Genomic DNA, 24,915 nt, shown 5'->3' with positions numbered 1-24,915 from the left:
AGGACGTTAATCCAGAACTGTCCAGAATTGTAAGAATGTCAAATGGGTTCTATGCCGGTGCAAAAGGCGGGGCCAGATATTAGACAAAACCCGATTCGTTTCAAAAATCTCATTCGTGAGGCAGAGCAACGTTTGGATGAAATGGGTCTTGACCATCAACAGACAATGGAATGGTTCCAGCAAGTGCATGAGCTTGATACTGGTGATTTTTGGGAAAACCAAGACCACGGACTGGCAATTTTTGTGTCGCCAGATGTATTTCGCTACTACTATCTTCCGGAAGAGTTTCAAGACTTGGTGGTTGTAAGCGATCGCTTCCACTTGAAGCCGCTGCTGCATCTAATCAATAATGAATGATGGAAAATTCTACATTCTGGCTCTTAGCCAAAAGCAGGTTAAGCTGCTAGAGGCAACTCGCTCCACCGTTAAGGAGGTAGAGTTAGAAGGTTTGCCTAAGAGCATGGATGAAGCTCTCCAATACGACGAGACGGCTAAGGAGGGTCAGTTCCGGATCAGCACATCGAAAGGTGGAACCGCTAATGCTGCTCAGCAGGCGGGCAGTTTTCATGGACAAGGAAGTCCTGATCGGGATGATATTAAGCAGGACATCCTGCAATATTTCCACATCGTTGATAACGCATTGCACATTTTACTGAAAAATAAGAAATCGCCTTTAGTGTTGGCAGGAGTTGAGTATCTATTTCCATACAAAGAGGCTAATAATTACCAACATTTAGTAGAGGAAAGGATTACTGGAAATCAGGAAAATGTCAAGCCTGAAGAATTGCAGTCACAAGCTTGGGAAATTGTAGAACCTCTATTTCATCAGAAAATTGAGCGAGCTGTAGAGGAATACAAGGAACTAGCTGGAAACGATACGAGTAAAGTATCTCACGACATCAAGAAAATTATTTAATCTGCTTATTCTCAACGGGTTGATTCTTTGTTTGTGGCAGTAGGCGAGCAGCATTGGGGACAGTTTAACCCGGATACAATGACAGTAGATTTACATCCGGAACCACAGCCGGATGATGAGGATATGGTGGATTTTGCTGCCGTGCATACGCTTTTGAATGGTGGCACAGTTTATGCTGTGGAACCGGAAATAGTGCCAGATGAAGCTCCGGTGGCGGCAATTTTACGGTTTTAAAGCCACTGAGGCAAGAGTTGGAAGGTTAAAACCTTCCAACTCTTGCACAAACTACCCAAGTTGACGACGGGCGGCTTCTAGAATCAAGCGTTGTTCAGCACGAGCGATCGCGTTATATGTTCTTTCAACTGCATCCGGTTCCACGGAAATTGAAGTAATACCCCACTGTACTAGCTGGTCAATCAATTCTGGATATTGAGCTGGAGCTTGACCACAGATAGAACAGGGAATACCCGCTTGTTTTGCCCCAGCGATGAGTTGCGCGATCGCTTGAATCACTGCTGGATGACGCTCATCAAACGCACTCGCCATCTGTGCGTGTTCACGGTCAACTCCTAAAAGCAGCTGAGTGAGATCGTTAGAGCCAATAGAGATGCCCATGCAGCCTGCTTTGACATAATCTGCTAGCAGAAACAAAACAGACGGCACCTCAGCCATGATCCAGAGTTGAAATTGGGCAGATTCAGTTAACCCAGCTGCGATCGCTCGCTGGCGACAGAAGGAAAACTCCTCAACGGTGCGGACAAAAGGCAAGATCAAGTGCATATTAGTGTAGCCAGACTGCTGTACGCTGGCTAAAGCTGCCATTTCCAAATCGAACAAGGCGGGGTCAGAAGTGGCGCTGAAGGTTCCCCTGTTACCTAGCATCGGATTGGCTTCGGCTCGTACTTGATGAGAACCGATTAGAGAGAGAAATTCGTGCGATCGCAAATCCAGAGAACGGTAAAATACCGGACGCGGCGCAAAAGCAGCAGCAAACTCACATAACTTTTGGGATAGAAGCCCCACTAATTCGCGATCGCGCCCCTGTTGCAGCCAACGGTGAGGGTGTTGCCCCTCCAGTAAGTCCAGCACCAGCAATTCTGAACGTAATAAGCCGACTCCATCGACAGGAAGATTCGCTGCACGCTCAATACTACTTGGCTGACTCAGGTTGACGAGTAGTTGAGTAGCAATGGGAAATTGGAAATTGGAAATTGGCGGTTGTTTAGCTAACGGCTTTTGACTAATCACTAATGACTCTTCATCGCTAAGGCGATATACTTCTCCTCGATCGCCATCAAGTAGCACCGAGTCACCACTTTGAATCAGCTGTCTAGCACCGATAGCGCCAACTACAGCGGGAATACCCAGTTCTCTAGCAACAATCGCAGCGTGACAAGTCATTCCACCTTGTTCAGCGATCACCCCCGCAGCTTGTCGTAGCAGGGGAAGCAAATCAGGAGTGATGTTTTTGGTAACTAAAATCTTGCCGCTAACTGCTGGTAATGAAACTCCATCTGCTTGTGACCACTGCGTGTGATGGTTCTCTGTTAATACGTGGGCGATCGCGATCGCTTGTCCCGCCGCCGCTGCAAGTCCCTTAATTGAGTGCTGCTGCTGTGATGCTGTAGGTGTTAGCCCAGATGTCCGCACAACGCGATCGCCTTCCAGTGGGTTGTGGCTAGTCGGGGATGAGCGGGAAGATAAAGAATGAACAGCTGGCCGTGAATTGAATGAAGCCATAGATGAATCACTGCTAACGGCTGGTTGCCTATCTCGGACTTCCGACTCCCTCAAGTTGACGGCTGCCTGCTGAATGCTTACTTGCGTAAGATAAAGCTTGTCGCCTTCATTTGCATGGGGAGAAATTATCCACTCCAGAGAAAAAGCTGGCCCGAGTTCAGCCTTTAATTGCCTTGCCAGGTTTATCAGATCATTTAAGTTCTTTTCTGACAAAGCGTAATTTTTTTGTTGCTCCTCGTCCAGAAGATAAGGCTCTAGACCTTCATCAGCCATCAACCCAGCGACATAAGCCTTTACTGCCACCTGAACACTGTCCGTACTGTTTTCAAACCCGTCTGTAGAGTATTGTTTAATTCGATAGGCACGGGTTTTAATTCCCAAGTTGCGGGTTTGCACTTCACCCGTTTCTGGTTGCACTTGGTAGGAATCTGGAACCACCTCGCCGCGAAACAACGCCTTCCCCATACCCCAAGTTGCCTGAATTTCCCAAAGTTCGGGTAAGACGTGCAGAGTACCAGAAGCGATCGCTTCCATCAGCGGTTGCACTAAAATTCCCAGATTTATCTGAGTTACCTGAATACCAGAAGACTGCCAATAAAATAAACTTCGGGCACGGAACAGTTCCGCCCAACTTATTTTCAGCCCCGCAGCCAAAGCCTCTGGCGACGCAAGACAAGTATGAGATTCTAGAAGTCCAGACTCCTGTACTAGCGACCAATTGCTTGTTCGTAGTACGGATGCCGAACTGCCCACCAATGCTAGAGAAGGGCGTAAAATCAACACTGGGGAATGCCAACGCTCTTGTGCGGAGTTTATGTTTTCCAGCCAAGACTCCGGTAAAGCAGCAGCGGTAATTTCTTGACGAATTTTTTGGGCGAGATGCTGCAACTGTTTGGGATTATCCACATCCAGGTGTAGCGAAGAATAAGGTAAATCCAAGCCAAGCGGTTCTGACCATTCGACGCTTTCGAGAAATTCATGGGTAGCGATCGCCGGAACCACAAAACCGGGGACGACCGGATAGCCACGCTGCATGACTCTGCTCAAAAAGAAGGCTTTGTCTCCCACCAGCGTCCGGTCGATTGATTTAATTTCCTCAAGCCAGTGGAGATTATCCATAAGAATTAAAAATTAAACATTTAACAGCAAGCCTTCTTAATTGTTAATTCTTAATTTTGGATTTTTCATTGTTTGCCCAAACTTACCACTGTTGCTAGTAACTCGGCTTAAGAGTGTTGCACCTGACGAATCAAGGCATAGCCTTCCAACATCACTAACTAGCACCTCTGGCGGCGATTGGTGAAAGTGCCGGCACTGCTTTCAAAATCGCTTCCTCTTCCACTGCTTGGATAAGAACCAGAGTAAGTATCCCTATCATCCACCAGTATCCGCACTTTGAGGGAGACTGGTGGCTGGAGAGTGGAGACGTGAAACTCCCCCTTCCCTTACTTCCTTGGTTTCTTGGAGTGGTAACTTCACAGTAAATGTTGCTCCCTGTCCAACACCGGGACTTTGGGCGCTAACAGTACCGCCATGTAGTTCTACCAAATAGCGAACAATTGCCAAACCGAGTCCCAGTCCGCCATGCGATCGCGTTATTGAACTATCAGCCTGACGGAACAAATCAAAGACATGAGGTAAAAATTCTGCACTAATGCCTACTCCCGTGTCGCTTACCTGAATTTGAGCATACTTAGTTGTTTGTTGCTCTGTTTGATTCTCCACTGACAATCGCACCGTTACGCGATCGCCCTCAGTTGCAAACTTGATGGCATTAGATATCAGATTCGAGAAAACTTGCTGCAATCTGGTGGAATCGCCTTCCACACGCTTGCCAGCCGAGTCGAGTATCGTCTCAATCTCAACTCCTTTTGCCTGCGCCGAGGCGAGCAAAGTATTAAGCGACACCTGAACCACCGTTTTTAGGTCAACAGGGCGACGATCTATTGACAAATTACCCCGAATCATGAGTGACACATCCAACAAATCCTCAATCAGCTGCGTCTGTGCCTTAGCATTGCGCTCAATAGTATCCAGAGCTATATTCGTCTTTGCCTCATTTAACTTGCGAGTCTTGAGCATTTGCGCCCATGCCAGCACCGAGTTGATTGGCGTTCGCAACTCGTGAGAAATAATTGCTAGAAACTCGTCCTTCATGCGACTTGCTTCTTGAGCTTCCTGGTAAAGCCGGGCATTATCCACTGCCATTGCCGCCCGGTGGGTGAGTTCCGATGCCAAAGCGAGGTCAGCTTCATTGTATTGGCGACCTGATTCGGCAGTTAGAAAGGTAATTGCCCCAAGGGTACTACCACGAGCCACCAAAGGTAAGCACATATAGGATTTGAAACCCATATTGCAAAATGAGCAAAAGTTTTCATCGCCAGCGATCGCATCCGGTGGCGAGTCGGGAATTTCCGGCACAAGTTCCGCCACACCAGTCTGCATCACCTTTGCCAAACCATGCTGCATTTGTGGGTCACACGGGTAGCGCTTCTCTACTTCCCATGCTTGCTGCACTCGTTCTGAGTCAACGTGCGCGACCTCAAGCAGGCGCAGGGAGCCATCAGCCGATTTTATGTGAACAGTACACCAGTCAGCTAAATGTGGCACCACCAGTTGCACAAGCCGTTGCAGGGTAGCGTGATAATCCAACGAACAGGTCAGCACCACAGTAGCGTCCGCTAAAAACCGCATTGATGAAAGGATTCGCTTTTGATCGTCAATATCCGTACAAGTTCCAAACCACTTGACAACCCAACCATTGCGATCGCGCACCGGCATTGCCCGAACCAAATGCCAGCGATAAGTCCCGTCCGATGCCCTCTTAAAGCGACATTCAATTTCGTGAGTCTCGCCCGTATCAATAGCACTCAACCAACGCTCAATATTCTGGCTTCGGTCGTCTGGATGCATTACTGGCTGCCACTGCCAGCCAAGGCTTTCTTTCAGCGTCATTCCTGTATAGTCAGTCCAGCGCTGGTTGAAGTAATCGACGGCACCATCTGGGCCTGCTGTCCATACTATCTGCGGAACAGTTTCAGCCATCAGCTGATAACGCTGCTGCGCTTCTTGGGCTTGAACGCGAGCCTCATGTTCAAGGGAGAGCTGGAGCCGTTCTCTCTCAGCTTGCTTGCGGTTGGTGATGTCCTCCACCACATAAGCAAATCTTGGATGCGCCAGCGTTGATACCTCGATTGGGCAGACTGTTGCTGATAGCCACTTCTTATTTCTCCCAATCTTGTGAGGATATTCAAAGCGTACAGGAGCTTGGCTGCGTTGAGCCAACTGGTATTGATGAAACCACAAGCGGAGATATTTCGGTGGTACTCCCAAACTGCTAGCTTTTTGGTTTCGCATCGCCTCTGGTGTTGTTTCAAACAACTTCGAGCTGGTGCGATTATCAGAAATATGCAAGATATCATCATCCACCAGCTCCACAATCCCCATCATCAGAGGAGCGCTATCAAAGAAACTGCGGAGAGTAGATTCGCTCTGGCGCAGGGACTCAAGAGCCTGAAGAGCCAGAGTGATGTCCTGAACCACTGCTATAAAGTAATCAATCGACTTATCAGCACGACGAACACAGCGAATCGAGATGCTGGTGTGAATTACAGTACCATCTTTGCGGATAAACCGCTTATCCATCAAATAGCCTTCAGTTTCCCCTGCTAAGACTTGGTTAAACTGCTCCACATCAGACTGCAAATCATCGGGATGAGTTAAATCTTCCCAAGTCATCTCCTTGAGTTCTTGCCGAGAATAGCCCAAGAAATCGCACAATTTGTCATTTACTTCTACCCAGCCTTTTTCTGGTGACGTGATGGCGATACCGACTAGAGGAAGTTCAAAGTAGCTGCGGAAACGTTTCTCACTGGCTCTTAGAGACTCCTCTGCTAAGGAGCGAGAGGCGATTTCTGCTTTTAGCAGTTCGTTAGCTGTTAGTAGTTCGCGGGTTCTTTCAGTGACTCGAATTTCTAATTCATCATTGGCTTTTTGCAGTTCGCGTTTGCGGTTGGTGACTTCATTGGCTAATACCGCTACATCTCCATCCAGAGTTTGCAATTCGGTTTGTAGTACCTCGCGAACCTGTTTAATACTGATCGCATTGTCCACCCTTGCCTGTAATTCCTCAATCTGGAAGGGTTTCATCAGGTAATCTTGAGCGCCTTCTTGCAACATCTGCACTCTTAGCTTGTCGTCAGCTTTGGCAGTCAGCAGGATGATCGGGATGCCATCAAGCGCCGGAATGGATCTTACTTTCCGCACTAGCTGTTCGCCGTTCAGGTGGGGCATCATCACATCTGTGAGGATTAAATCGGGAGAAAGAGCGATCGCTTTCTCCAATCCCTCATGCCCATTTCTGGCAGTAACTACGCGATATTTTCTTCCTAAAATCTCGGCAATGAACTGGTTCATTTCCGGATTGTCTTCAACTACCAATACCAGTGGAGATTGGGGATTGGGGATTGGGGATTGAGGATTGGGGATTGGGGATTGGGGATTGGGGATTGGGTAAGAATCTTCCCCAGCCAAGAGTCCCCAGCCAAGAGTCCCTTTATCCCCTTGTCCCTTATCCCCAGCCAAGAGTCCGCAAAACTCACCATCCATTGTGGTAGTTTGTTTTGAATTTTCTGTACTAACATTGTCGGTAAATTGACTATTTTCGGCTAACTCTTTCGCCCCAAAACTAAGCACCCCATTAGATGCTGTTTTTGGTACGCAGACAGTAAAAATCGCCCCGCCTCCGGGAGCATCGCCAGTTGTAATAGTTCCACCGTGCAGTTCTACAAACTCCTTGACAATGGCGAGTCCCAAACCTGTGCCACCAAACAGTTGATTGGAACCTAAATTTCTCTGACGGAATGGCTCGAAAATTACCTCGCGTAGTTCCAACGGCACTCCTAAACCGCTGTCTTGAACACTAAGGATAAAACAGTCCGTTGGTGTTTTAAGGTTGTTAGGTTGCAATGTTGTCAAGTTGTTAGAACCTGACAATTTAAGCTGACCACTTGACGACGTGACTACTAATTCCCCCAGAATGCAGCGAATACTGCCACCTAAAGGAGTGAACTTAAAGGCGTTGGAAAACAGGTTAAAACAGATGCGCTGTAACTTATCAGCGTCTACAGTTGCCTGTAGAGATGCGGGTGTCTCCAGCGAAAAAGCTACTTTTCGCTCTTGTGCAAGAATCTCAAAGTATGCCCCTGTCAGTCTCACCAGTTGCGCTACGTCAGTCGGGGCGTAGTTGATCTCCATTTTCCCTGCTTCTAGCTTGGAAACGTCGAGCAAATCGTTGACACGCTTGAGCAAGATTTGGGCGTTGCGGTTTACGACTTCTAGGTTGTGACGCTGCTCAATGCTCGTGCTTTGGGAGTCCGCTAATAGCTTCTCGGTTGGGCCTAAAATTAACGTTAGTGGTGTCCGCAAATCGTGGCTGACGTTGGCGAAAAACTGAGTTTTTAGCTGGTCGAGTTCTTTGAGTTTTTGGTAAAGTGTCTCTAGTTCTTGGTTGGCGGTTTCTAGTTGCAGTTTGCGCTCATTTGAGCTTTTGGCGGCTGCAACCAGTGCTATTACTTGAGGAACTAACGGCGGCAGTAATAAGGCTGTAGTTACCGATACGATCGCAGTAATTAATTTAATGCTTCCCGATAGCCAATACATCGGGTGCCACAATGTCCAAATTTCTATAAAATGGGTGGCACCGCAGGCAATGATAAATAATCCAAATGCCAATAACACTGAATAAAAGGGGATGTCTCGGCGGGCTTTGTAGACTAAATAGCCTAGAGTTCCGGAAATCGAAACATAAGCAAGCCCAATCAGAAAATCTGAAACTACGTGGAGCCATACCAAGTTGGGTTTCCACAGGTAACAATGTCCATGTGGGATAAAACCTTTTCCTACCAATAGATTTGTTAAGAGATCGGGCCACAGTGCTAGCACAATCAAAGTACAAATCGATACCGCAACGCCGTAGCCTAGTTCATCCCGATGTATTCGCATATCTTGCTTTTTCGTATCTTCCTCCATTGTGAATCTAAATAAAGGCGATCGCATACTTATTGCCTTCAGTCTAAAGCCTAAAGGTTAAAGGTTAAAGGCATCTAATGCAGCATAAATCTACCTTTAGAGATAGTTACAATTGATAGCAGACTATAGATAAAAACTATTAATTTATATTGCAATACGGCTAAGAAGATGTCCCAGAAATGTCAAAAGTTGGTATCCGCCCCGCAAGCATACCTATAAATTACTTAAAAGTCTGGAAATAAATTTCACAGCGAGAAGCTAAAGCTTACTGGATAAGGTTTTCAACCTGTTTTAGCAGTTTTTAGCTTTGAGCCTTGAACTTTAGTTCAGGGCATAAATCAGTATAATTCGGCTCCAAGTCCCCTAAATAGGGGTATCTCCACCGTCTAAGCTTCTTGAATATAAATTTGGGGACATCCTCTAAGGCAGAAGCTTGGCGATCGCTTCTACTAATTCGGTTGGATCGATTGGTTTAGCAAGGTGTTGATGGAAACCTGCCGCGATCGCTCGTTTGCTATCTGCCTGGGTGCTATAAGCACTCAGGGCTAGTGCTGGCAACAGCTGTCCGCGTTTTCCGAAACGGCTCCTTATTTGCCGAATCAGCGAATAGCCATCTTCTAAGGGCATTCCGATATCGCTGACAAGGGCATTTGGCTGGAATTGTTCGAGTGCTTTTAGAGCCTCTCTTGTCGATGCTACAGCTAGTACCTTACCGCCGTATTGTGTTATGGCTGTGGTGAGAAATTCACGAGTGTCCGCTTCATCATCGACCACAAGTATCCGCAAACCTTTAAGGGAAATTGGGGATTGGGAATTGGAGATTAGGAAATCCTGCTTGTCCCTAGTCAAGAGTCCCCTTTCTTGGAGTGGTAACTGTACTGTAAATGTAGATCCTAGCCCTTCTCCGGGACTGGTAGCCTTAATAGTGCCACCGTGAAGTTGCACCAGCTGGCGGACAATTGCTAAACCTAACCCTAGACCGGAGTGCGATCGCGTAGTGGTACTATCAGCTTGCCGGAAGCGCTCGAAGATGAAAGGTAGAAATTCTGGGTTAATACCAATGCCTGTGTCGCTTATCTGAATTTGAGCGTAGTAGTTTATTGGCGTTTGAAGGTTGTTAGAACCTGCCAACCCTCCAACTTGAGAACTTGACAACTCTTCGGTTCCCTTTGTCACGTTTAAACGTGGCAAAGTTGTCAAGTTGTTAGAACTTGCCAACCCTCCAACTTGGGAACTTGACAACTCTTCGGTTCCCGTTGTCACGTTTAAACGTGGCAAAGTTGTTAACTTGTTAGAACTTGACAATTCCCTAACCGCTGACAATCGCAGCGTCACGCGATCGCCCTCGCTGGTAAACTTTATGGCGTTGGCAAGTAAATTCCAGATAATTTGCTGCAAGCGTTCTGCATCGCCGGAAACAAAGCCAGCAACCGGGTCTATTACCGACTCTAAAATTATCCCTTTCGCTTCGCAGGAAGGTAGGACAGTATTAATACAAGCTTCAATTAGTGGCTTTAGTTCAACAGGGCAGATATTCAGGCGGATTTTCCCTTGCATCAGGCGCGAGACATCCAATATATCCTCGATCAGTTTCACCTGTGATTTGGCATTGCGTTCGATTGTTTCCAGCGCCCTTGACGTTGTTTCTTCGTTAAACTTGCGGCTACGCAGTAGAGTCGCCCAGCCGAGCATGGCATTTAAAGGTGTCCGCAATTCGTGGGAAACTACAGCTAGGAACTCATCTTTAATGCGATTTGCTTGTTCTAAGTCTTGTGCCTGTTGTCGCAAGCTTCCCTCTAACAACTTGCGCTCAGTTAAGTCGAGTACAAAGCAGACACAAGTATTTTCAGGTTCCTCTAAAAGGGCCATACCGACCAAAATAGGAATGCGCGAGCCGTCTTTGCGAATATATTCTTTTTCCCAAGGAGTAGAACTTCCAGACGCTTGCAGTTCCAAAATTTTCTCCTCGTCTAGAGGGAGATATTCTGGCGGTGTCATGGTATCCCAACGCACTTTCCCTTGGTTAAATTCCTCCCGCGTGTAGCCCACCATTTGCAAAAAGGCATCGTTAGCATCAATAATGTTGCCGCTAAAATCCGCGAAAATTACGCCGAGAATATTAGATTCAGCCAAACGCCTAAACCGTGCCTCGCTCTTTACCAGCGCCTCTTGGGAACGCTGACGCTCAATGGCGATCGCTGCTAAATGAGCTGATATCTCGATTAGTTTCCATTCTTGGGAATTGGGCGAGCGCGGCGTGCGATAATACATCCCGAAGGTGCCTAAGACTTCTCCCTGCGTGGAAAATATGGGTAGTGACCAACAAGCTTGGAGTCCGTGAGCCAAGGCAAAATGGCTGAATTCTGCCCAGAGGGGATCATTGGCAATGTTGGATACAATTACCGGCTCCCGTCTATAAGCTGAAGTTCCGCAACTGCCAGCGTTCTCACCGATGGGAAGACCATCAGCAATTACCTGTTTATAGCTTTCTGGGAGGCTGGGGGCAGCAGCGAAAAATAGTTTTTTCCCTTCTTTGTCCAGTAGTAGGATGGAGCAAAGCGCCCCATTGGATTGTTCTTCAATTAATCTAGTCAAAACATCCAGCACTTGGGGAAGGGGAGCGCCGCTGGCAATCATTTCTAAAACGGTGTTTTGCGCTTTCATCAGCGCTTTATTTCGTTTGCGATCGCTGATGTCGGAGAAAATAACTACTCCGGCGACAATGGCATCAGTACGCGATCGCACTGGGGAGGAGCTGACGCGCATTGTAGCCCGCGTACCGTCGCCGCGCAGTATTTCAATATCCTCTTCCATCACCACTTCGCCTGTGCTTATGGAACGCGCCAGAGGCCACTCTTGCGGCTCGTAGGAATGCCCATCCGGATGAAAGCCTTTGTATTTGTGGTACTCCTGAATGTTCGCAGATGTTAAGAAAGGATGCCGCCAAATCTGATCCACCTGGTCGTTGCCCAAAATTAGCTTTCCTGACGGTGCTTCGGCAACTATTGCACCCGCTGGCATTTGTTGCAGCACTGCTTCTAAGAGGGCGCGTTCGGTTTCTAATTGTTCCAGCAGGCGATCGCGTTCCATAGTTGCGTGGAAGCGATCGCTTATATCCAAGGTGCAGCCCACTACTCGCACCGCGGCTTGAGAGGCATCTCTCACTATTAGCCCTCTATCCCAAACATACAGGTAGCGATCGCTTTTGTGGCAAACTCGATACTCGATAGTAAAACTGCTCTCTAGAGCAAGAGCTTGCTTAATTGCCTCTTGTACACGCTCTATATCCTCCGGATGGATGCGCTCTGCCCACCAATCAGCGGTAGCTTCAGCTTCTTGGAGTTGATAACCTAAAACTTCGGTCAGCCCTTTTGTTCTTTCTGCGTAATTTTTAGTAATATCCCAGTCGTAAATAATACCCTTAACCGCCTCTGCTGCCAGATGAAAGCGATCGTTTGCATTTCGCAGTTCTACCTCCACCTGCTGCATCTCAACCAGCTGCTGTTGGAGAATGGTATTTGCTGTCTCTAGCTGCACAGCCTTCTCTACTCTGTGTTTCAGGAAACCAACCATCAATACCAGCGCGGGTGTCGTTAAAGCTAGGACAAGTACGCTGTGTGCATTAGCATCTGTGTAGTGAAATAGTTCCCCTGGTGTAGAAAAGAACCAGAGAGCATAAACTAGCGTCATCGTCGCGCTGATCCACCCAGAGGGGAAACTGCCGCTGAATGTAGCATATACTACAGCCGTGAGGTAGATCGGAGCTGGGTTGGGAATGGAAAATACAGTCTGGGACAGTAGCTCAATGATAGCAATCGTTACTAAGGTAAGGATGGGGCCACTCTGCTGCGACCAGAAGCTGATGTTCAAGAGATTTCCTCTGAGATGATAATACTCAGGTAATACCTGAGCGTTGTGGGTTGATTTTCACAAAAATATAAATAATTCTTATAGTTAGGTTTAACTTGCTTTATAGATAACCATTTTAAGCCAGGATTAAAAATAGTTGATTAGGTTGGAGTGCCGAAAATGGGGAACAGCCATCAGATTTTCCAAAGCTTGCTAAATCTTTTTATTGAGTCTAGTTGTCCTCTTTGCCAGCGCCCAACTCCCAAAGAATTTTGTCACGATTGTTACAGACAACTTCAACGCTGCCAATCATCAAATTACGCCCAATGGGAAGAGGAATTTCCTGTATTTGCCTGGGGAGTTTATGGGGGCGCAATAAAAAGAGCGATCGCTGCCTTAAAATATGAAAACCAACCCCAGATAGCTCGTCCTTTGGGCCATTGGTTAGGTCAAGCTTGGTTAAATTCTCCTATGTCTTCTCCATCTCTAGTCGTTGTTCCCGTTCCCATGCACGCAGAGAAGCGCAAAAAGCGTGGATATGACCAAGCTGACTTATTAGCACAAAGCTTTTGCGAGTTCACCCGCCTCCCCTTACAAAAATGCGGCTTGGAACGTATTCGGGAGACTGAAGCTCAATTTAGCTTATCTGGTACTCAGAGAGAACAAAATTTAGCTGGAGCTTTCAGTTTGGGGAAAGGCTTTAGGCGATCGCGTCCATCTCGCTCTGTACTACTATTGGATGATATTTATACTACCGGGGCGACAGCTAAAGCGGCAAGTGAAACCCTGAAGGGGCAAGGTATTCCAGTATACGGGCTGGTAGCGATCGCTACACCAAAAAATTTCCAAAAAACAGTCCACAAGTAGGGTTTTCCTGACAGAAAACCCCCCGCGTGTGTACGCAAAGCTGGTTAGGATCGAAGAGAGAAACGATCCTAACTCTGCTAAATTCGCCAAAAACGGTGTTCAGCAAGTAGTTGAGTCTTTTAGATAAACAAGTGCGTCAGAGCCAGAGCTAAAATCGACTTAAAGCGATCGCAACGTACATTCAACCAAAATTAGAGTTTTATGACAAGCGTGCTTCAATCTCCCTACACTAGCCAGCAAATGACGGCTTGGATACGCGGTTTGCTGACGCTTGCTTGGGCAGACGGCGATTTTGATGCCGAAGAACAAAAATTAATTGCATCGCTGGCTCAAGATGAACTGGCTCTTGATAGTGATTTCGCATCACTTGAACAAATTACACCCGATGAACTGGCAGCAGCTTTTGGAAAAGATGCCCGCGCCGCAGAAAATTTCCTGCGTACTGCTGTAATGGTGGCAGTAGCTGATGGTGTCTATTCCTCCAGCGAGGATCAATTGTTGAGCGAGTTTTGTCAGGCATTGGGACAGGAGCCAAAAGCGCTGTCCGTGCTGCGACAGGCGCTGAAATCCAGCCCAGGAGGTCAGATTGACTCTAAACTGGAGACAGGGGCGGCGGCTCGGATCAAAAATCGCGTGGTGCTGCAACCTGTCAGAGTTTGGCTTGACGGGTTAGAAATTCATGACCAGCGATTAGCCCGATTTTTGTGTAAAATGATTCCCGCTCAGTGTCCGTTCGAGCGAGATGTTAAGCTGTTCGGGCAAAAGATTGTCCACATCCCGCCACTTTGCAAGCTCAATCCTCTCTACGAACAGTTAGTAGGTTTGCGCTTCCGGGCTTTGTCCTATCTGGCGGATGATTGTGGAGAAGATGTTTCGACTTACTGTTAATTGCTGATGGCTAATAGCAATGAACAATGAACAATTAGCCATCAGCAATTAGCAACCTTTCAATTAGTAATTATGCAATTTATCGATCAGGCAGAAGTTGAAGTTGAGGCGGGAAAAGGTGGCGATGGAATTGTCGCTTTTCGCCGGGAAAAGTATGTGCCAGCAGGCGGCCCATCGGGTGGTAATGGGGGACGCGGCGGCTCGGTGTATCTAGTAGTTCAAGAGAATTTGCAAACGCTGCTGGACTTTAGGTTCAACCATCGTTTTAAGGCAGACGACGGAGAGCGGGGAGGCCCGAATAATCGGACTGGTGCGGCGGGACGCGATCGCGTGATTAATGTCCCCAGTGGCACTATGATTTATGATGCCGAAACGGATGAACTGTTGGCTGATTTGGTCGAGCCAAAGCAAACTTTTTGTATAGCTCAAGGTGGCAAGGGCGGATTGGGAAATCAATATTTCCTGAGCAATCGCAACCGAGCGCCAGAGTATGCCTTAGATGGGCTGCCTGGTGAAAAACGGCACCTACGTATGGAACTGAAGCTGTTAGCTGAAGTTGGAATTATTGGTTTACCCAATGCGGGTAAGTCTACCCTGATTTCATCGATTTCTGCTGCCAGACCAAAGGTGGCAGATTATCCTTTCACAACTTTGGTGCCGAATTTGGGCGTGGTACGCAAACCCAACGGCGATGGTACTGTGTTTGCCGATATTCCTGGTTTAATTGAGGGCGCTCATACGGGTGTCGGATTAGGTCACGACTTTTTGCGTCACATTGAGCGCACCCGCTTACTGCTGCACATGATTGACGTTACCAGCGACGATCCAATTGAGGCGTATCAAACTATACAGCAGGAGTTAGAGGCTTACGGGCGGGGTTTAACGGAACGTCCGCAATTTATAGCACTCAATAAGGTGGATGCGCTGGCTCCAGGGGAACGCGATGTAGAAGCGATCGCGCAACAGTTACGTTCTTTGACTGATGCACCCGTCTTTGCTATTTCAGCAGTGGCGCGAATTGGACTAGACCCTTTATTGCAGGAAATTTGGCAAACTCTGGAGCAGTTATCACTTGTTACTCAATAGCTAATAGCTAATTGCTAATTGGGGATTAGTAAAAAGTCTTACCCAATCCCCAATCCCCAGTCCCCAGTCCCTTAATTAATAAAACTGGTATTATTTCCCGCAGTCACAGGCTTAGGTATGGGAGACACTTCAGTTGCATCAGGGACTGATGGCGGTGCGCTGAAGTATTGATAAGCTATACGAGAAATCTGACGAATCAACTCCGAGGCTTTGTAATCGTTGTGGGGGCGTTTCACCATCACAGCAGCTATGTAGCGCTTGCCACTAGGCAAATCGATTAAACCAACGTCTGCGAGTAAAGAGCCGATATCCCCGGTCTTGTGGGCGATGGTAGCGCCTTTTCCGAGTCCCTTTGGTAGCAACGAGTTAGTTACTGTTCGCTGCATGATGTCCAACAAGCGATCGCGTGATGGCAAAGACATCAAATTTCCTTGATTAACCATTGCCATCAAATTCGCCAAATCTTTAGGAGTGCTTGTGTTGGTTCCTTCCAAGTCTGGAAGTGGGTTGTTAATTACTGTTGCTGTTAAGCCCCAAGATTGGAAGCGCTGATTGAGCGCCTGAGCGCCCCCCATACGCTGGATTAGCATATTTGTGGCAGTGTTGTCACTGATGATAATCATCTTGGTTGCCACTTCCAGGGCTGTGTACTGCGTCCCTGGCTTTTTGTACTGCAAGTCGCCGCTTCCACCCCCGATCGCATTTTGCTCTAAAGTTAATTTTTCATCCAAACGGATTTTGCCAGCATCGACATCCTGAAAAAAGGCGACCAAAATTGGCACCTTGATCGTGCTGGCGGCGGCGAAAACTTCGCTTCCCGACAAGTCTAGGTAAGCATTGGTTTCCAAATCTACTAAAAATACTCCCGGCTGAAATTTGGGATTTTGCGTTACCAAAGCTTGCACTTTGGCTTTTAAAGTTGGGATTTCTTCGCCCACAGCGAGCGCAGTTGGTGGTAAGTTCTGAGTATTCGGTTGTCCTGAAGTTAGTGCTTCGCCGCCAACGGCTGAATTTTGAGCGATCGCGACTTCTGGATTAATAGCGCCTGTTAGTTGGCGCTTGGCTGGGTCCCAGGCTGATAATAAAGTACCAGCGATCGCCCCTACTCCTACCCCCAAAATCAACAGACGGGCAGCGTATAGCAGAGGCGATACCGGGCGTTGAGGTTTTGTCCGACGAGTTGACTTATTTACTGGCAGATTGACAGGTAAAGACGCAGAAGGTTTTTTCAGGCGTGTAACATTATTCCTTGGCTCTGAGGAGGCAGCAAAGATTGACTGATTGGCATTTGCTCTCTGGCGCACTCGGCCGGTACGCCGACGTGCTTGTTGCCCTCCACGAGTCAAATCTGTACTGCTTTGCGATCGCGCCGACAAGTACGATTTCCGTCTTTCTGTTTCCAAAGCCGCTTTCTGCCCTAAATCCGCCCGTAATTCCTCACTCCCAATTCCAGGTTGACGCTTGTCTTCCACCCTTACCAAGGGTGTACGTCGTGACACTGGGCTGCTAGATGCTTCGCGCTGTGTTGGCGATGCAATTTGACTTTTTTCCTTTCGGCGGCGACGTTCGCGGATGGCGGCGCGAACCTTGTCGGGCGTTTGCCCTTTGCCTGTATACTTACTCCCCACTGATACCTCTGGCACAACTGACTGATTTGCAGGCTGCTGAGTCACTCCCAACTCCTCCACCATTATTAGCTGTTAGTTGTTAAAAAGAGCGCCCAACCACTGTACAGGCGACATCGATTTTGGATTTTGGATTTTGGATTGGGAAATTTTCCCAGTCCCCAGTCCCCAGTCCCCAGTCCCCAATCCCCTATTCTATGGCGCGTCCTATTGCTTGAGATCGCCTATTGCTGATTCGGGTAAAAATTGCAGCGCCCAATCCATTTGACTAAAAATCCCTCTAAGCATAGCTACTTCCTCTTTGCTTAAATTACCTCGATTGAAGATGCGGCGAAATTTTTCCATGCGACTTGTCGCAGTGTGGGGATACAGATAACCCATTTTTAATAACACAGCTTCCATCTGCTGATAATACCCCTCTAAGAGTTCTAAGGGTGCAGTTTCAGTCGGCGTTTCAATATTGTCAGATTGAAAGGTTGCCAAGCTATTAAAATCTGACAACTCAACCTGACAACTTGACAATTCGCTGATTACTGACGAATAAAGCTCGTAACAACAAATGCCAACAGCAGCTGCCAGATTTAAAGAAGGATACTCCGGATTGGTGGCAATGCGTACAAATCGTTGAGCATAATTCAATTCCGCATTACTTAACCCCCGATCTTCGGGGCCAAAAATCAAAGCTGATGACACTGGTTCTGCAATCAACCACGGTAAAGCGGTTCTGGGATTTTCCAGATGAGTTTCTATACTTCGGACGCGGGCAGTGGTAGCGATCGCACGAGTACACCCGGATAATGCTTCTGGCATTGTGGCAACTACCTGGGCTTGTTCCAACACATCTAGGGCATGAACTGCCATATGCACAGCTTCTTCACAGAGGCGATCGCATTGGGGATTCACCAGCACCAACTGACGCAGCCCCATATTTTTCATCACACGAGCCACAGCACCAACATTTCGAGCGCCAGCTGGCTCCACCAACACAATCCGCACCCTCGTTAATGTGGTTTCATCCATGACTTACTCAAGAAAACAGTAAAAAGCACATCTATCTGTAGACAGATAGTAGCCATCCTGCCCTAATTGTTACGTAAAATTAAATAGCAATGTATCGTCAACTTAGCATGAAGCGTGTTCGTTCCAAGTCCGACTTACCCACAAAAATTTGCCCGGTATGTCAACGTCCCTTCACTTGGCGCAAAAAATGGGCTGATTGCTGGGATGATGTGAAATACTGTTCGGAGCGCTGTCGCCGCCGCCGCTCATAAAATGGCTGCGGGCTGGGGACTGGGTAAGATTCCTTCCAATTCCCCATCCCCAATCCCTAATCCTCGCTAAATATCACGCATTACAAAGGTTCAAGGAATGTCAGTTAACCAGGTGCAACCCAAGCTTATCATTCACGGCGGTGCCGGAAGCTCTCTCAAGAGTAAAGGGGGAGTTGATGCAGTACGCCAATCTCTATACAAAGTCGTAGAGGAAGTTTACTTGTTGCTGATGGCAGGAGCAACTGCCTCAGCCGCAGTTGTCAGTGCTTGCCATATGCTAGAGGACGATCCCCGCTTTAATGCTGGAACAGGTTCCGTACTGCAATCAGACGGGCAAATTCGCATGAGTGCTTCGCTGATGGATGGGGAAAGTCAGCGTTTCAGTGGTGTAATCAATGTCTCGCGGGTACAACATCCGATTGAGTTAGCTCAAGCTTTACAAACGTCTGCGGATCGGGTGCTGTCGGATTTTGGGGCGATGGAACTAATCCGGGAATTGCAAGTTCCAGTCTACAATCCCATGATCGAGATCCGGTTGCAGGAATGGCTTCAGGAACGCGATGAGAACTTTATCAAAGAAGCTGCTGGAGTCATAGCGGAACAAGAGCTGGTTGAGCCAAGTAAGGCAGGAGTTGGAACGATTGGTGTAGTGGCTCTAGATGGGCAAGGAAACTTAGCTGCCGGAACTTCGACGGGTGGCAAGGGTTTTGAGCGAATTGGGCGGGTTAGTGACTCAGCTATGCCAGCTGGCAACTACGCCACCCAGAAAGCAGCGATCAGTTGTACGGGTATTGGGGAAGACATCATTGATGAGTGTCTGGCGGCGCGGATTGTGGTACGTGTCACTGATGGCCTATCTCTTGCCCAAGCATTTGAGCGCTCGTTTGGCGAAGCTTATCACCACCGCCGAGATTTTGGGGCGATTGGAATTGATGCGACAGGCGCGATCGCTTTTGGCAAAACCAGTGAAGTCCTCCTTTCTGCTTTTCACACTGGCGAAAAGATCGGCGACACTCTGGAATGGACTGGAGACACCCTCACAGGCTTTGTAGCTTAAATTAAGCGTTAGTTAGGCGCTTTGGTCATACACCACCATGCCGAAAGCATTGCACTCATATAGGGCAGGCATTCGGCAAGGCTGTCGCCTATCAGGGAGCGTCCAAGGGCGATCGCTTTATGATAGGAAAAACTCCTGTATCAATCGCTATGAGCATTTCATTAAAGCCAGAACAAGAGCAATTCATTCAAGAGCAACTGAAAACTGGGAAGTATCAAACCGTCGATCAGGTTATTATAGAAGCCTTTCGACTGCTGGAAGAACGGGATAAGGATTACGAACAGTGGGTGCAAGAAACTCGTGAGAAAATAGATGCTGCTGCTGCATCTTTAGATCGAGGCGAAGGTCAAGACGGTGAAGAAGTTGTGAACCGTATTTTAGAAAGATTTCGTCAAGTTCGCCAAGATCGAGGATGAGTCGCCATATTATTGCACCTGAAGCCAACCAAGATTTAGACGAAATTAGTAATTATTTTCTGGCTTGCAATTTGGAGGCAGGGGAACGCTGGTTTCAGGCCTTCAATGAAAGGTGTAAACAGTTGGTTCGTTTCCCAGAGATGGGACGTGGCTATCCTCAGATTCGTTCTTACCTGCGCGGACTTCCTTTGGAAGGATTCATTATTTTCTATCGAGTCAAAGATGATGTTATTGAAATCATGCGAGTCGTGAGTGGCAGACGCAATTTAGGCTCTTTATTTGCAGATGCTGAGGACGAATAACATTGACATTCTCGATTTGTGCGTTCCCAGTCTCTGGCTGGGAACGCAAAGACGGGTAAAGTTATTCTTCTGGGTTCAAGCGCCAACCGGGTTTAATTACTTGACGCGATCGCGCAATTACCAGAGAATCATCTGGCACATCTTCTGTAACTACGCTCCCAGCAGCAACAGTCACATCTTCTCCCAATGTTAGGGGAGCGACAAGAACACTGTTAGAACCAGTTTTCGTGCGATCGCCTATGGTTGTCGGATGCTTTTTCACCCCGTCGTAGTTTGCCGTAATTGTCCCAGCACCAATGTTAACTTTATTACCCAGTGTGGCATCTCCTAAATAAGATAGGTGAGCGACATTTGTGCGATCGCCCAAAGTGCTATTTTTCAATTCCACAAAATTCCCGACCCGGCAAGATTCCCCAACCTCTACATGACCTCGCAGATGGGCGTAAGGGCCAATTCGGCTGCCATTTTTAACAGCGCTGTCCGTCACCACGGAATAAAGCACCGTCACATTTTCCCCAATAGAGCTATTTTCAATCAAGCTACCGGGGCCAATGCGACTACCTGCACCAATTACCGTTTGTCCGCGCAGATGAGTTTGGGGTTCAACGACCACATCGGGAGAAAGCTGCACCGTGTCGTCAATCGTAATCGTGTCTGGGTGAATCAGAGTGACACCAGCAGCCATCCAAGAATCTTTCACCCGCTCTTGTAATATTTCGTAAGCCGAAGCCATCTGCTTGCGATCGTTGATGCCGAGAATTTCCTGATAATCCTCTACATCCACAGCCATCACAGGTGCCATGAATTTTACTGCATCGGTGAGATAGTATTCCTGCTGGTCATTGTTCGCCACCAGTTGCGGCAGCACCTTTTCTAGTTGCGACCACTTGAAACAGTAAACACCTGCATTAATCCGACGATTTTGCTTTTGAGCGGGTGTGCAGTCCCGGTCTTCCACAATTTCTTTTACCAGATTTTGACCGTTACAAAAAACCCGCCCATAGCCTTTAGGATTGGGGAGATGGGCGGTGAGAAGGGTAGCGGCGTTTTGATTTGTTTTATGAGTCTGCAACAGATTTTGGATGGTTTGCGGTCGCAAGAGAGGAACATCCCCATTTAAAACCAGCAAATCGTCAGCGAAGCCTTCTAGGTGGGGAAGTAATTGCTGGACGGCGTGGCCTGTACCCAACTGTTCTGTTTGTTCGACAAACTCTAAACTTCCAATTGGGGGCAAATGATTAATAACCCCCGCAAGAGAGTCTTTGACGCGATCGCCCTGATACCCGACAATGACAAGACACCGAGATGGATTGATTTCGGACAGACTATGCAGAACCCGTTCGACGAGCGATCGCCCTCCCAAAGAGTGTAAAACTTTGGGCAGATCCGATTTCATCCGCGTTCCACGTCCTGCTGCAAGAATTGCTACTGCTACCATGTTTAGCTATCAGCCTTCAGCTACCAGCTAAAAGGATAAAGGATGAAGGGTGAACCTTCAAAGTTGAATTTCACACTTGAGGAAAAGCTTTCCCATCATCTGAGTCATTTTTGAGCAAACGCTTCCTCACGACTCAGGCTTTCAGGTTGCTGAGTAGATTGAATAAATTCAGCAAATTGCTGCACAAGTTGGGGATTGCGCCAACCTTTTGAGGCTTCCTCGTTCATGATTTCTAAAGCTTCGGCTGGGGTGAAAGCCCGTTTATATGGGCGTTCACTGGTTAGGGCATCGTAAATATCAATAATTTGAAACACTTGAGCAAGAATTGGGATTTCATCGCCTACGAGTCCATCCGGATAGCCAGTACCGTCCCAGCGTTCGTGATGATAGCGAATAATGGGAATGACACCCCGCATGGTTCGCAGGGGTTTGCAAATAGTCTCCCCGATGGTGACGTGCTGTTTCATAATGTCCCACTCTTCGGGGGTGAGTTTTCCTTTTTTGAGCAGCACGGAGTCGGGAATTCCTACCTTACCGATATCATGGAGATAGCCTCCCCACACTAAATCCCGAACTTCATTGCGTCCAAGATTGATAAATTCTCCGAAGGTTCTGCCCATTGTCACCAGTCGTTCGCAGTGGTCGCCAGTTACAGGGTCGCGGCTTTCGACGGTACGGGCAATTGAGAAAAGAACTTGTTCAGCGTGATCCAGGTCTTCATTTAAGCGCTTTTGCTGAACGAGCGATCGCACTCTGGCAGATAATTCCAAGCGGTCGAAGGGTTTGGTGAGAAAGTCATCACCACCAGCTTCTATGCCCATAATGCGCGATCGCCTGTCATTTAATGCGGTGATGAACACTACCGGAATCAAGCGCGTGTGTTCGTTCTCCTTCAGGCGGCGACACACCTCAAATCCATCCATCCCCGGCATCATTACATCTAGCAAAATCAAGTCCGGATTGCTTTCCAGCACTCGTTCTAATGCTACTGGGCCACTGTCTGCTTCTAATACTTCGTAGCCTTCCACCGACAGGAGTGCTACTGCTGTCATCCGACTGGAGGGATGATCGTCAACAACTAGAACTTTGGGCAATTCAGAATCGATAAAGCTCACTGAAGAACACCTTATTTGCGAAAAAGTAGAAGCATTTAATAAGTTTAAAATCGCTTATCCTAGAAATTTGTTTTTAGTATGAACGAATCGCTCAATTATGAAATCAGGCTTTTCACGGATATTTTAGAGCGATTATGCAAAGTTTTGTTGCCATAGTTGTGATAAATTTTAAGACCTAAATTTAAGATTTTGGATCTTGCTTTTGACACCAGCGCCTTTTCCAATGAGAGGATGGCTCTAGAGAACTGGTTTGCTGTTCTATTGTACGCCGTTGCAAAATTACATCGGCTGGATCGTTCAGAGTCGGATCGCGGTAGGGAATGGCGGCTTTGGTTTGCAAATGCTCCTGTTCTTGTAATGATAGTGGCGGTAATGGGGCTTTTTGCGCGGCGACGGTTCCCGGCGATCGCCTCCCGACTGGTGGTGTCGCACCAATTTGTAACTGGGCTGCTAAAAGTGCTGTCCGCACCGCCGCCGCACAGGAATAGGTAGCAAGCCTCCCTGAAGGTTTTAAGCATTTGGCAACCATGTCCAGAAATTCCACTGTCCACAGTTGGGGACAGTGCAAGGGTGAGAAGGGATCGAGAAAAATTGCATCTGCTCTAAAGCCGGAGAGATATACTTGCCTAATTGTTTCCCTAGCATCACCGATGAGTAGATTTGCTTGTAAACGTTCTGTCTTAACTTGTCCAGATATTGCTAGTTTAGCGAGAATTTGGATGTATTCGGGGTTCCATCTGTTGAGGAGATTATGCGCGATCGCAGCTGGTGCTACAGATGCGTCTAATTCCAAGCCTACCCACTCAACGCGACAATCTGGATTTACTGCCCAAATCGTCTCCAACGCTGCTGCTGTATTGTAGCCAAGACCATAACAAACATCCAATAGATGCAATGTTGGTTGCTGCGCTTTCTCGTTGAGTTGGAGAGGATTCACAAACTTAAGTTCGGCTTCCTGCTTAGCACCATGCTGACTGTGAAAAGCTTCGCCAAACTCTTGTGAGAAGAAGGTGAATGAGCCATCATCTGTAAGTTGTGGTGTGAAGATGCCGCCATTATCCATTATTCTTAATTGATGCTTAGGTTATAGAGACGTTGTAAGCATCTCTACCCTTGAGTGTTCTGAAGTGCTTATAGTAGTTAGTTTGTACCAAGGAAACAACCTAGAGCAATACAAAAAACATCATTTTTGGTAAGATTACTCTGTGCCTATAAGGAAATTGTAAAGATATTGTTACTCATAATTACACCAATCATATTTTTTTATTGCCATTACTCAATACAAAGCGAATCTCAATTATTTGGTATTTTAGATTGAATTTTCAAGTTATGACTGATAACAACTTTATAGTTTCCGCCGAATGGCTAGGTGAACACGTTAACGATCCTCAAGTCGTTATTGTAGATTGTCGCTTTTCCCTGACAGATCCAGAATTGGGACACAAACAGTATCTCACCAGTCACATACCGGGTGCTTACTATCTGGATTTAAATAAAGACCTTTCGGGTAATGTTGAAAAGCATGGTGGAAGACATCCTTTACCCAGCCCAGAAGAGTTAGCTAAGAAGTTAGCAGCTATCGGGGTAAATTCTCAAGAAACCCTGGTTGTTGCTTACGATGATTCCCGATTCGCCTTTGCGTCCCGTCTCTGGTGGCTGCTGCGCTACCTGGGGCATAATCGTCAAGTCGTCTTGGATGGAGGGTTTGCGGGATGGGTCGCTGGGGGGCATCGGGTTACAGATGTTCTACCGATACCAGATCCAGGTAATTTTGTGGTGCGGTTGCAAGAAGATTTGGTGGTGGATATTGAAACAGTGAAAGCAAAGAAAGACTTGCCGCAAGTTATGCTTGTAGATTCGCGAGAAGGCGATCGCTACCGAGGCGAACGAGAACCAATTGACCCGATTGCAGGTCATATTCCTGGCGCACTTAACTACCCTTGGCAAGATGTCTCTAACACTCAATCTTACTTACGACTGATGACAGAACAACGCCAACGATGGAACGGTTTAGAGCAAGCTGAAGAAATTTTGGTTTATTGCGGTTCTGGTGTCACTGCTTGCGTCAATCTATTATCTCTTGAAATAGCTGGCATTCACACAGGCAAGCTTTATGCTGGCAGCTGGAGCGATTGGTGTTCCTACCTCTAAGATGTTACAGGGGCAGTAGTGGCTAATAGCTTGTCCTAAATATTCATTCTTGTGACAAGTAGGACATTTACAAATTCCTGAACTAAGGTAGAGTTTAAATAAGCAGTAATTGTCAGAGCGATCTTGGTGTGCAGTGTCAATTTTCCGATTTTGCTCCCCGAAGC

The 24,915-nt window shown here is 47.4% G+C and carries 16 protein-coding genes and 1 pseudogene; 9 read left to right on the top strand and 8 right to left on the bottom strand.

Going from position 1 to position 24,915, the window contains the following annotated elements; all coding sequences use genetic code 11:
- Nucleotides 1-42 precede the first annotated feature (42 nt).
- Nucleotides 43-1,150: pseudogene (locus tag H6F63_RS30860) on the top strand (hypothetical protein).
- Between the two features lie 51 nt (nucleotides 1,151-1,201).
- Here H6F63_RS30860 and H6F63_RS03135 read toward each other — a convergent pair.
- The 3 genes from H6F63_RS03135 to H6F63_RS03105 all read right to left on the bottom strand — a co-directional run bounded on the left by H6F63_RS03135 (nucleotide 1,202) and on the right by H6F63_RS03105 (nucleotide 12,556).
- Nucleotides 1,202-3,775 carry a putative PEP-binding protein gene (locus H6F63_RS03135; RefSeq protein WP_190634797.1) on the bottom strand — a complete coding sequence of 858 codons (2,574 nt, stop codon included), beginning with the start codon at nucleotides 3,773-3,775 and terminating at the stop codon, nucleotides 1,202-1,204.
- 255 nt (nucleotides 3,776-4,030) lie between these two features.
- On the bottom strand, nucleotides 4,031-8,713 hold the full coding sequence (locus H6F63_RS29190; protein ID WP_199297599.1) for an ATP-binding protein: 4,683 nt from the start codon (nucleotides 8,711-8,713) through the stop codon (nucleotides 4,031-4,033).
- A gap of 393 nt (nucleotides 8,714-9,106) precedes the next feature.
- Nucleotides 9,107-12,556 carry a PAS domain-containing protein gene (locus H6F63_RS03105; RefSeq protein ID WP_190634794.1) on the bottom strand — a complete coding sequence of 1,150 codons (3,450 nt, stop codon included), beginning with the start codon at nucleotides 12,554-12,556 and terminating at the stop codon, nucleotides 9,107-9,109.
- Nucleotides 12,557-12,715: 159 nt separating this feature from the next.
- Here H6F63_RS03105 and H6F63_RS03100 point away from each other — a divergent pair, with 159 nt between their 5' ends.
- The 3 genes from H6F63_RS03100 (at nucleotide 12,716) to obgE (ending at nucleotide 15,376) form a co-directional block, all read left to right on the top strand.
- A complete protein-coding gene (locus H6F63_RS03100; protein WP_190634792.1) occupies nucleotides 12,716-13,402 on the top strand; it encodes a ComF family protein in 687 nt (228 codons plus the stop codon).
- A gap of 201 nt (nucleotides 13,403-13,603) precedes the next feature.
- Complete coding sequence (locus H6F63_RS03095) at nucleotides 13,604-14,290, top strand: Mo-dependent nitrogenase C-terminal domain-containing protein (RefSeq protein WP_190634790.1); 687 nt, start codon at nucleotides 13,604-13,606, stop codon at nucleotides 14,288-14,290.
- A gap of 72 nt (nucleotides 14,291-14,362) precedes the next feature.
- Nucleotides 14,363-15,376: a GTPase ObgE gene (gene obgE / locus H6F63_RS03090; RefSeq protein ID WP_190634788.1), complete on the top strand. Its 1,014-nt coding sequence runs from the start codon at nucleotides 14,363-14,365 to the stop codon at nucleotides 15,374-15,376.
- Nucleotides 15,377-15,447: 71 nt separating this feature from the next.
- Here obgE and H6F63_RS03085 read toward each other — a convergent pair whose 3' ends face one another.
- Nucleotides 15,448-17,049 (bottom strand): serine hydrolase, encoded by a 1,602-nt coding sequence (locus H6F63_RS03085; protein ID WP_347276763.1) that lies wholly within the window; start codon nucleotides 17,047-17,049, stop codon nucleotides 15,448-15,450.
- 159 nt (nucleotides 17,050-17,208) lie between these two features.
- Nucleotides 17,209-18,021, bottom strand: a complete 813-nt coding sequence (locus tag H6F63_RS03080) for an RNA methyltransferase (protein WP_190634785.1) — start codon at nucleotides 18,019-18,021, stop codon at nucleotides 17,209-17,211.
- Between the two features lie 107 nt (nucleotides 18,022-18,128).
- Between H6F63_RS03080 and H6F63_RS03075 the strand changes: the two genes are divergently transcribed.
- The 4 genes from H6F63_RS03075 (at nucleotide 18,129) to H6F63_RS03060 (ending at nucleotide 20,047) form a co-directional block, all read left to right on the top strand.
- Nucleotides 18,129-18,272 (top strand): DUF2256 domain-containing protein, encoded by a 144-nt coding sequence (locus H6F63_RS03075; RefSeq protein WP_190417764.1) that lies wholly within the window; start codon nucleotides 18,129-18,131, stop codon nucleotides 18,270-18,272.
- Nucleotides 18,273-18,369: 97 nt separating this feature from the next.
- On the top strand, nucleotides 18,370-19,329 hold the full coding sequence (locus H6F63_RS03070; protein ID WP_190634783.1) for an isoaspartyl peptidase/L-asparaginase: 960 nt from the start codon (nucleotides 18,370-18,372) through the stop codon (nucleotides 19,327-19,329).
- Between the two features lie 149 nt (nucleotides 19,330-19,478).
- Nucleotides 19,479-19,745, top strand: a complete 267-nt coding sequence (locus tag H6F63_RS03065; protein WP_190445009.1) for a type II toxin-antitoxin system ParD family antitoxin — start codon at nucleotides 19,479-19,481, stop codon at nucleotides 19,743-19,745.
- Complete coding sequence (locus H6F63_RS03060) at nucleotides 19,742-20,047, top strand: type II toxin-antitoxin system RelE/ParE family toxin (protein ID WP_190634780.1); 306 nt, start codon at nucleotides 19,742-19,744, stop codon at nucleotides 20,045-20,047. Before H6F63_RS03065 ends, H6F63_RS03060 begins: the two co-directional genes overlap by 4 nt.
- 61 nt (nucleotides 20,048-20,108) lie before the next feature.
- Here H6F63_RS03060 and glmU read toward each other — a convergent pair whose 3' ends face one another.
- The 3 genes from glmU to H6F63_RS03045 form a co-directional block, all read right to left on the bottom strand.
- Nucleotides 20,109-21,485 carry a bifunctional UDP-N-acetylglucosamine diphosphorylase/glucosamine-1-phosphate N-acetyltransferase GlmU gene (gene glmU, locus H6F63_RS03055; protein ID WP_190417712.1) on the bottom strand — a complete coding sequence of 459 codons (1,377 nt, stop codon included), beginning with the start codon at nucleotides 21,483-21,485 and terminating at the stop codon, nucleotides 20,109-20,111.
- A 104-nt stretch (nucleotides 21,486-21,589) separates the two neighbouring features.
- On the bottom strand, nucleotides 21,590-22,651 hold the full coding sequence (locus H6F63_RS03050) for a two-component system response regulator (RefSeq protein ID WP_347276764.1): 1,062 nt from the start codon (nucleotides 22,649-22,651) through the stop codon (nucleotides 21,590-21,592).
- Nucleotides 22,652-22,781: 130 nt separating this feature from the next.
- Entirely contained in the window at nucleotides 22,782-23,663 is an 882-nt protein-coding gene (locus H6F63_RS03045; protein ID WP_190634776.1) for an MnmC family methyltransferase, read from the bottom strand.
- Nucleotides 23,664-23,929: 266 nt separating this feature from the next.
- Between H6F63_RS03045 and H6F63_RS03040 the strand changes: the two genes are divergently transcribed.
- The gene (locus H6F63_RS03040) at nucleotides 23,930-24,751 is read left to right on the top strand and encodes a sulfurtransferase (RefSeq protein ID WP_190634774.1); all 822 of its coding nucleotides are present in this window, start codon (nucleotides 23,930-23,932) and stop codon (nucleotides 24,749-24,751) included.
- The last annotated feature ends 164 nt before the right edge of the window (nucleotides 24,752-24,915 follow it).

The organism is Trichocoleus sp. FACHB-40 (assembly GCF_014695915.1).
Taxonomy (GTDB): Bacteria; Cyanobacteriota; Cyanobacteriia; order Cyanobacteriales; family FACHB-T130; genus Funiculus; species Funiculus sociatus.
The sequence above is the reverse complement of the archived record's forward strand: the minus strand, read 5'-3'. Positions and strand labels throughout refer to the sequence as shown.

Excerpts from the sequence above, each read along its gene's own strand:
- H6F63_RS03135 (WP_190634797.1), bottom strand. The coding sequence starts at position 3,775 with ATGGATAATCTCCACTGGCTTGAGGAAATTAAATCAATCGACCGGACG.
- H6F63_RS29190 (WP_199297599.1), bottom strand. The coding sequence starts at position 8,713 with ATGCGATCGCCTTTATTTAGATTCACAATGGAGGAAGATACGAAAAAG.
- H6F63_RS03100 (WP_190634792.1), top strand. The coding sequence starts at position 12,716 with ATGGGGAACAGCCATCAGATTTTCCAAAGCTTGCTAAATCTTTTTATT.
- H6F63_RS03095 (WP_190634790.1), top strand. The coding sequence starts at position 13,604 with ATGACAAGCGTGCTTCAATCTCCCTACACTAGCCAGCAAATGACGGCT.
- obgE (WP_190634788.1), top strand. The coding sequence starts at position 14,363 with ATGCAATTTATCGATCAGGCAGAAGTTGAAGTTGAGGCGGGAAAAGGT.
- H6F63_RS03080 (WP_190634785.1), bottom strand. The coding sequence starts at position 18,021 with ATGGATGAAACCACATTAACGAGGGTGCGGATTGTGTTGGTGGAGCCA.
- H6F63_RS03075 (WP_190417764.1), top strand. The coding sequence starts at position 18,129 with ATGAAGCGTGTTCGTTCCAAGTCCGACTTACCCACAAAAATTTGCCCG.
- H6F63_RS03070 (WP_190634783.1), top strand. The coding sequence starts at position 18,370 with ATGTCAGTTAACCAGGTGCAACCCAAGCTTATCATTCACGGCGGTGCC.
- H6F63_RS03065 (WP_190445009.1), top strand. The coding sequence starts at position 19,479 with ATGAGCATTTCATTAAAGCCAGAACAAGAGCAATTCATTCAAGAGCAA.
- H6F63_RS03060 (WP_190634780.1), top strand. The coding sequence starts at position 19,742 with ATGAGTCGCCATATTATTGCACCTGAAGCCAACCAAGATTTAGACGAA.
- glmU (WP_190417712.1), bottom strand. The coding sequence starts at position 21,485 with ATGGTAGCAGTAGCAATTCTTGCAGCAGGACGTGGAACGCGGATGAAA.
- H6F63_RS03045 (WP_190634776.1), bottom strand. The coding sequence starts at position 23,663 with ATGGATAATGGCGGCATCTTCACACCACAACTTACAGATGATGGCTCA.
- H6F63_RS03040 (WP_190634774.1), top strand. The coding sequence starts at position 23,930 with ATGACTGATAACAACTTTATAGTTTCCGCCGAATGGCTAGGTGAACAC.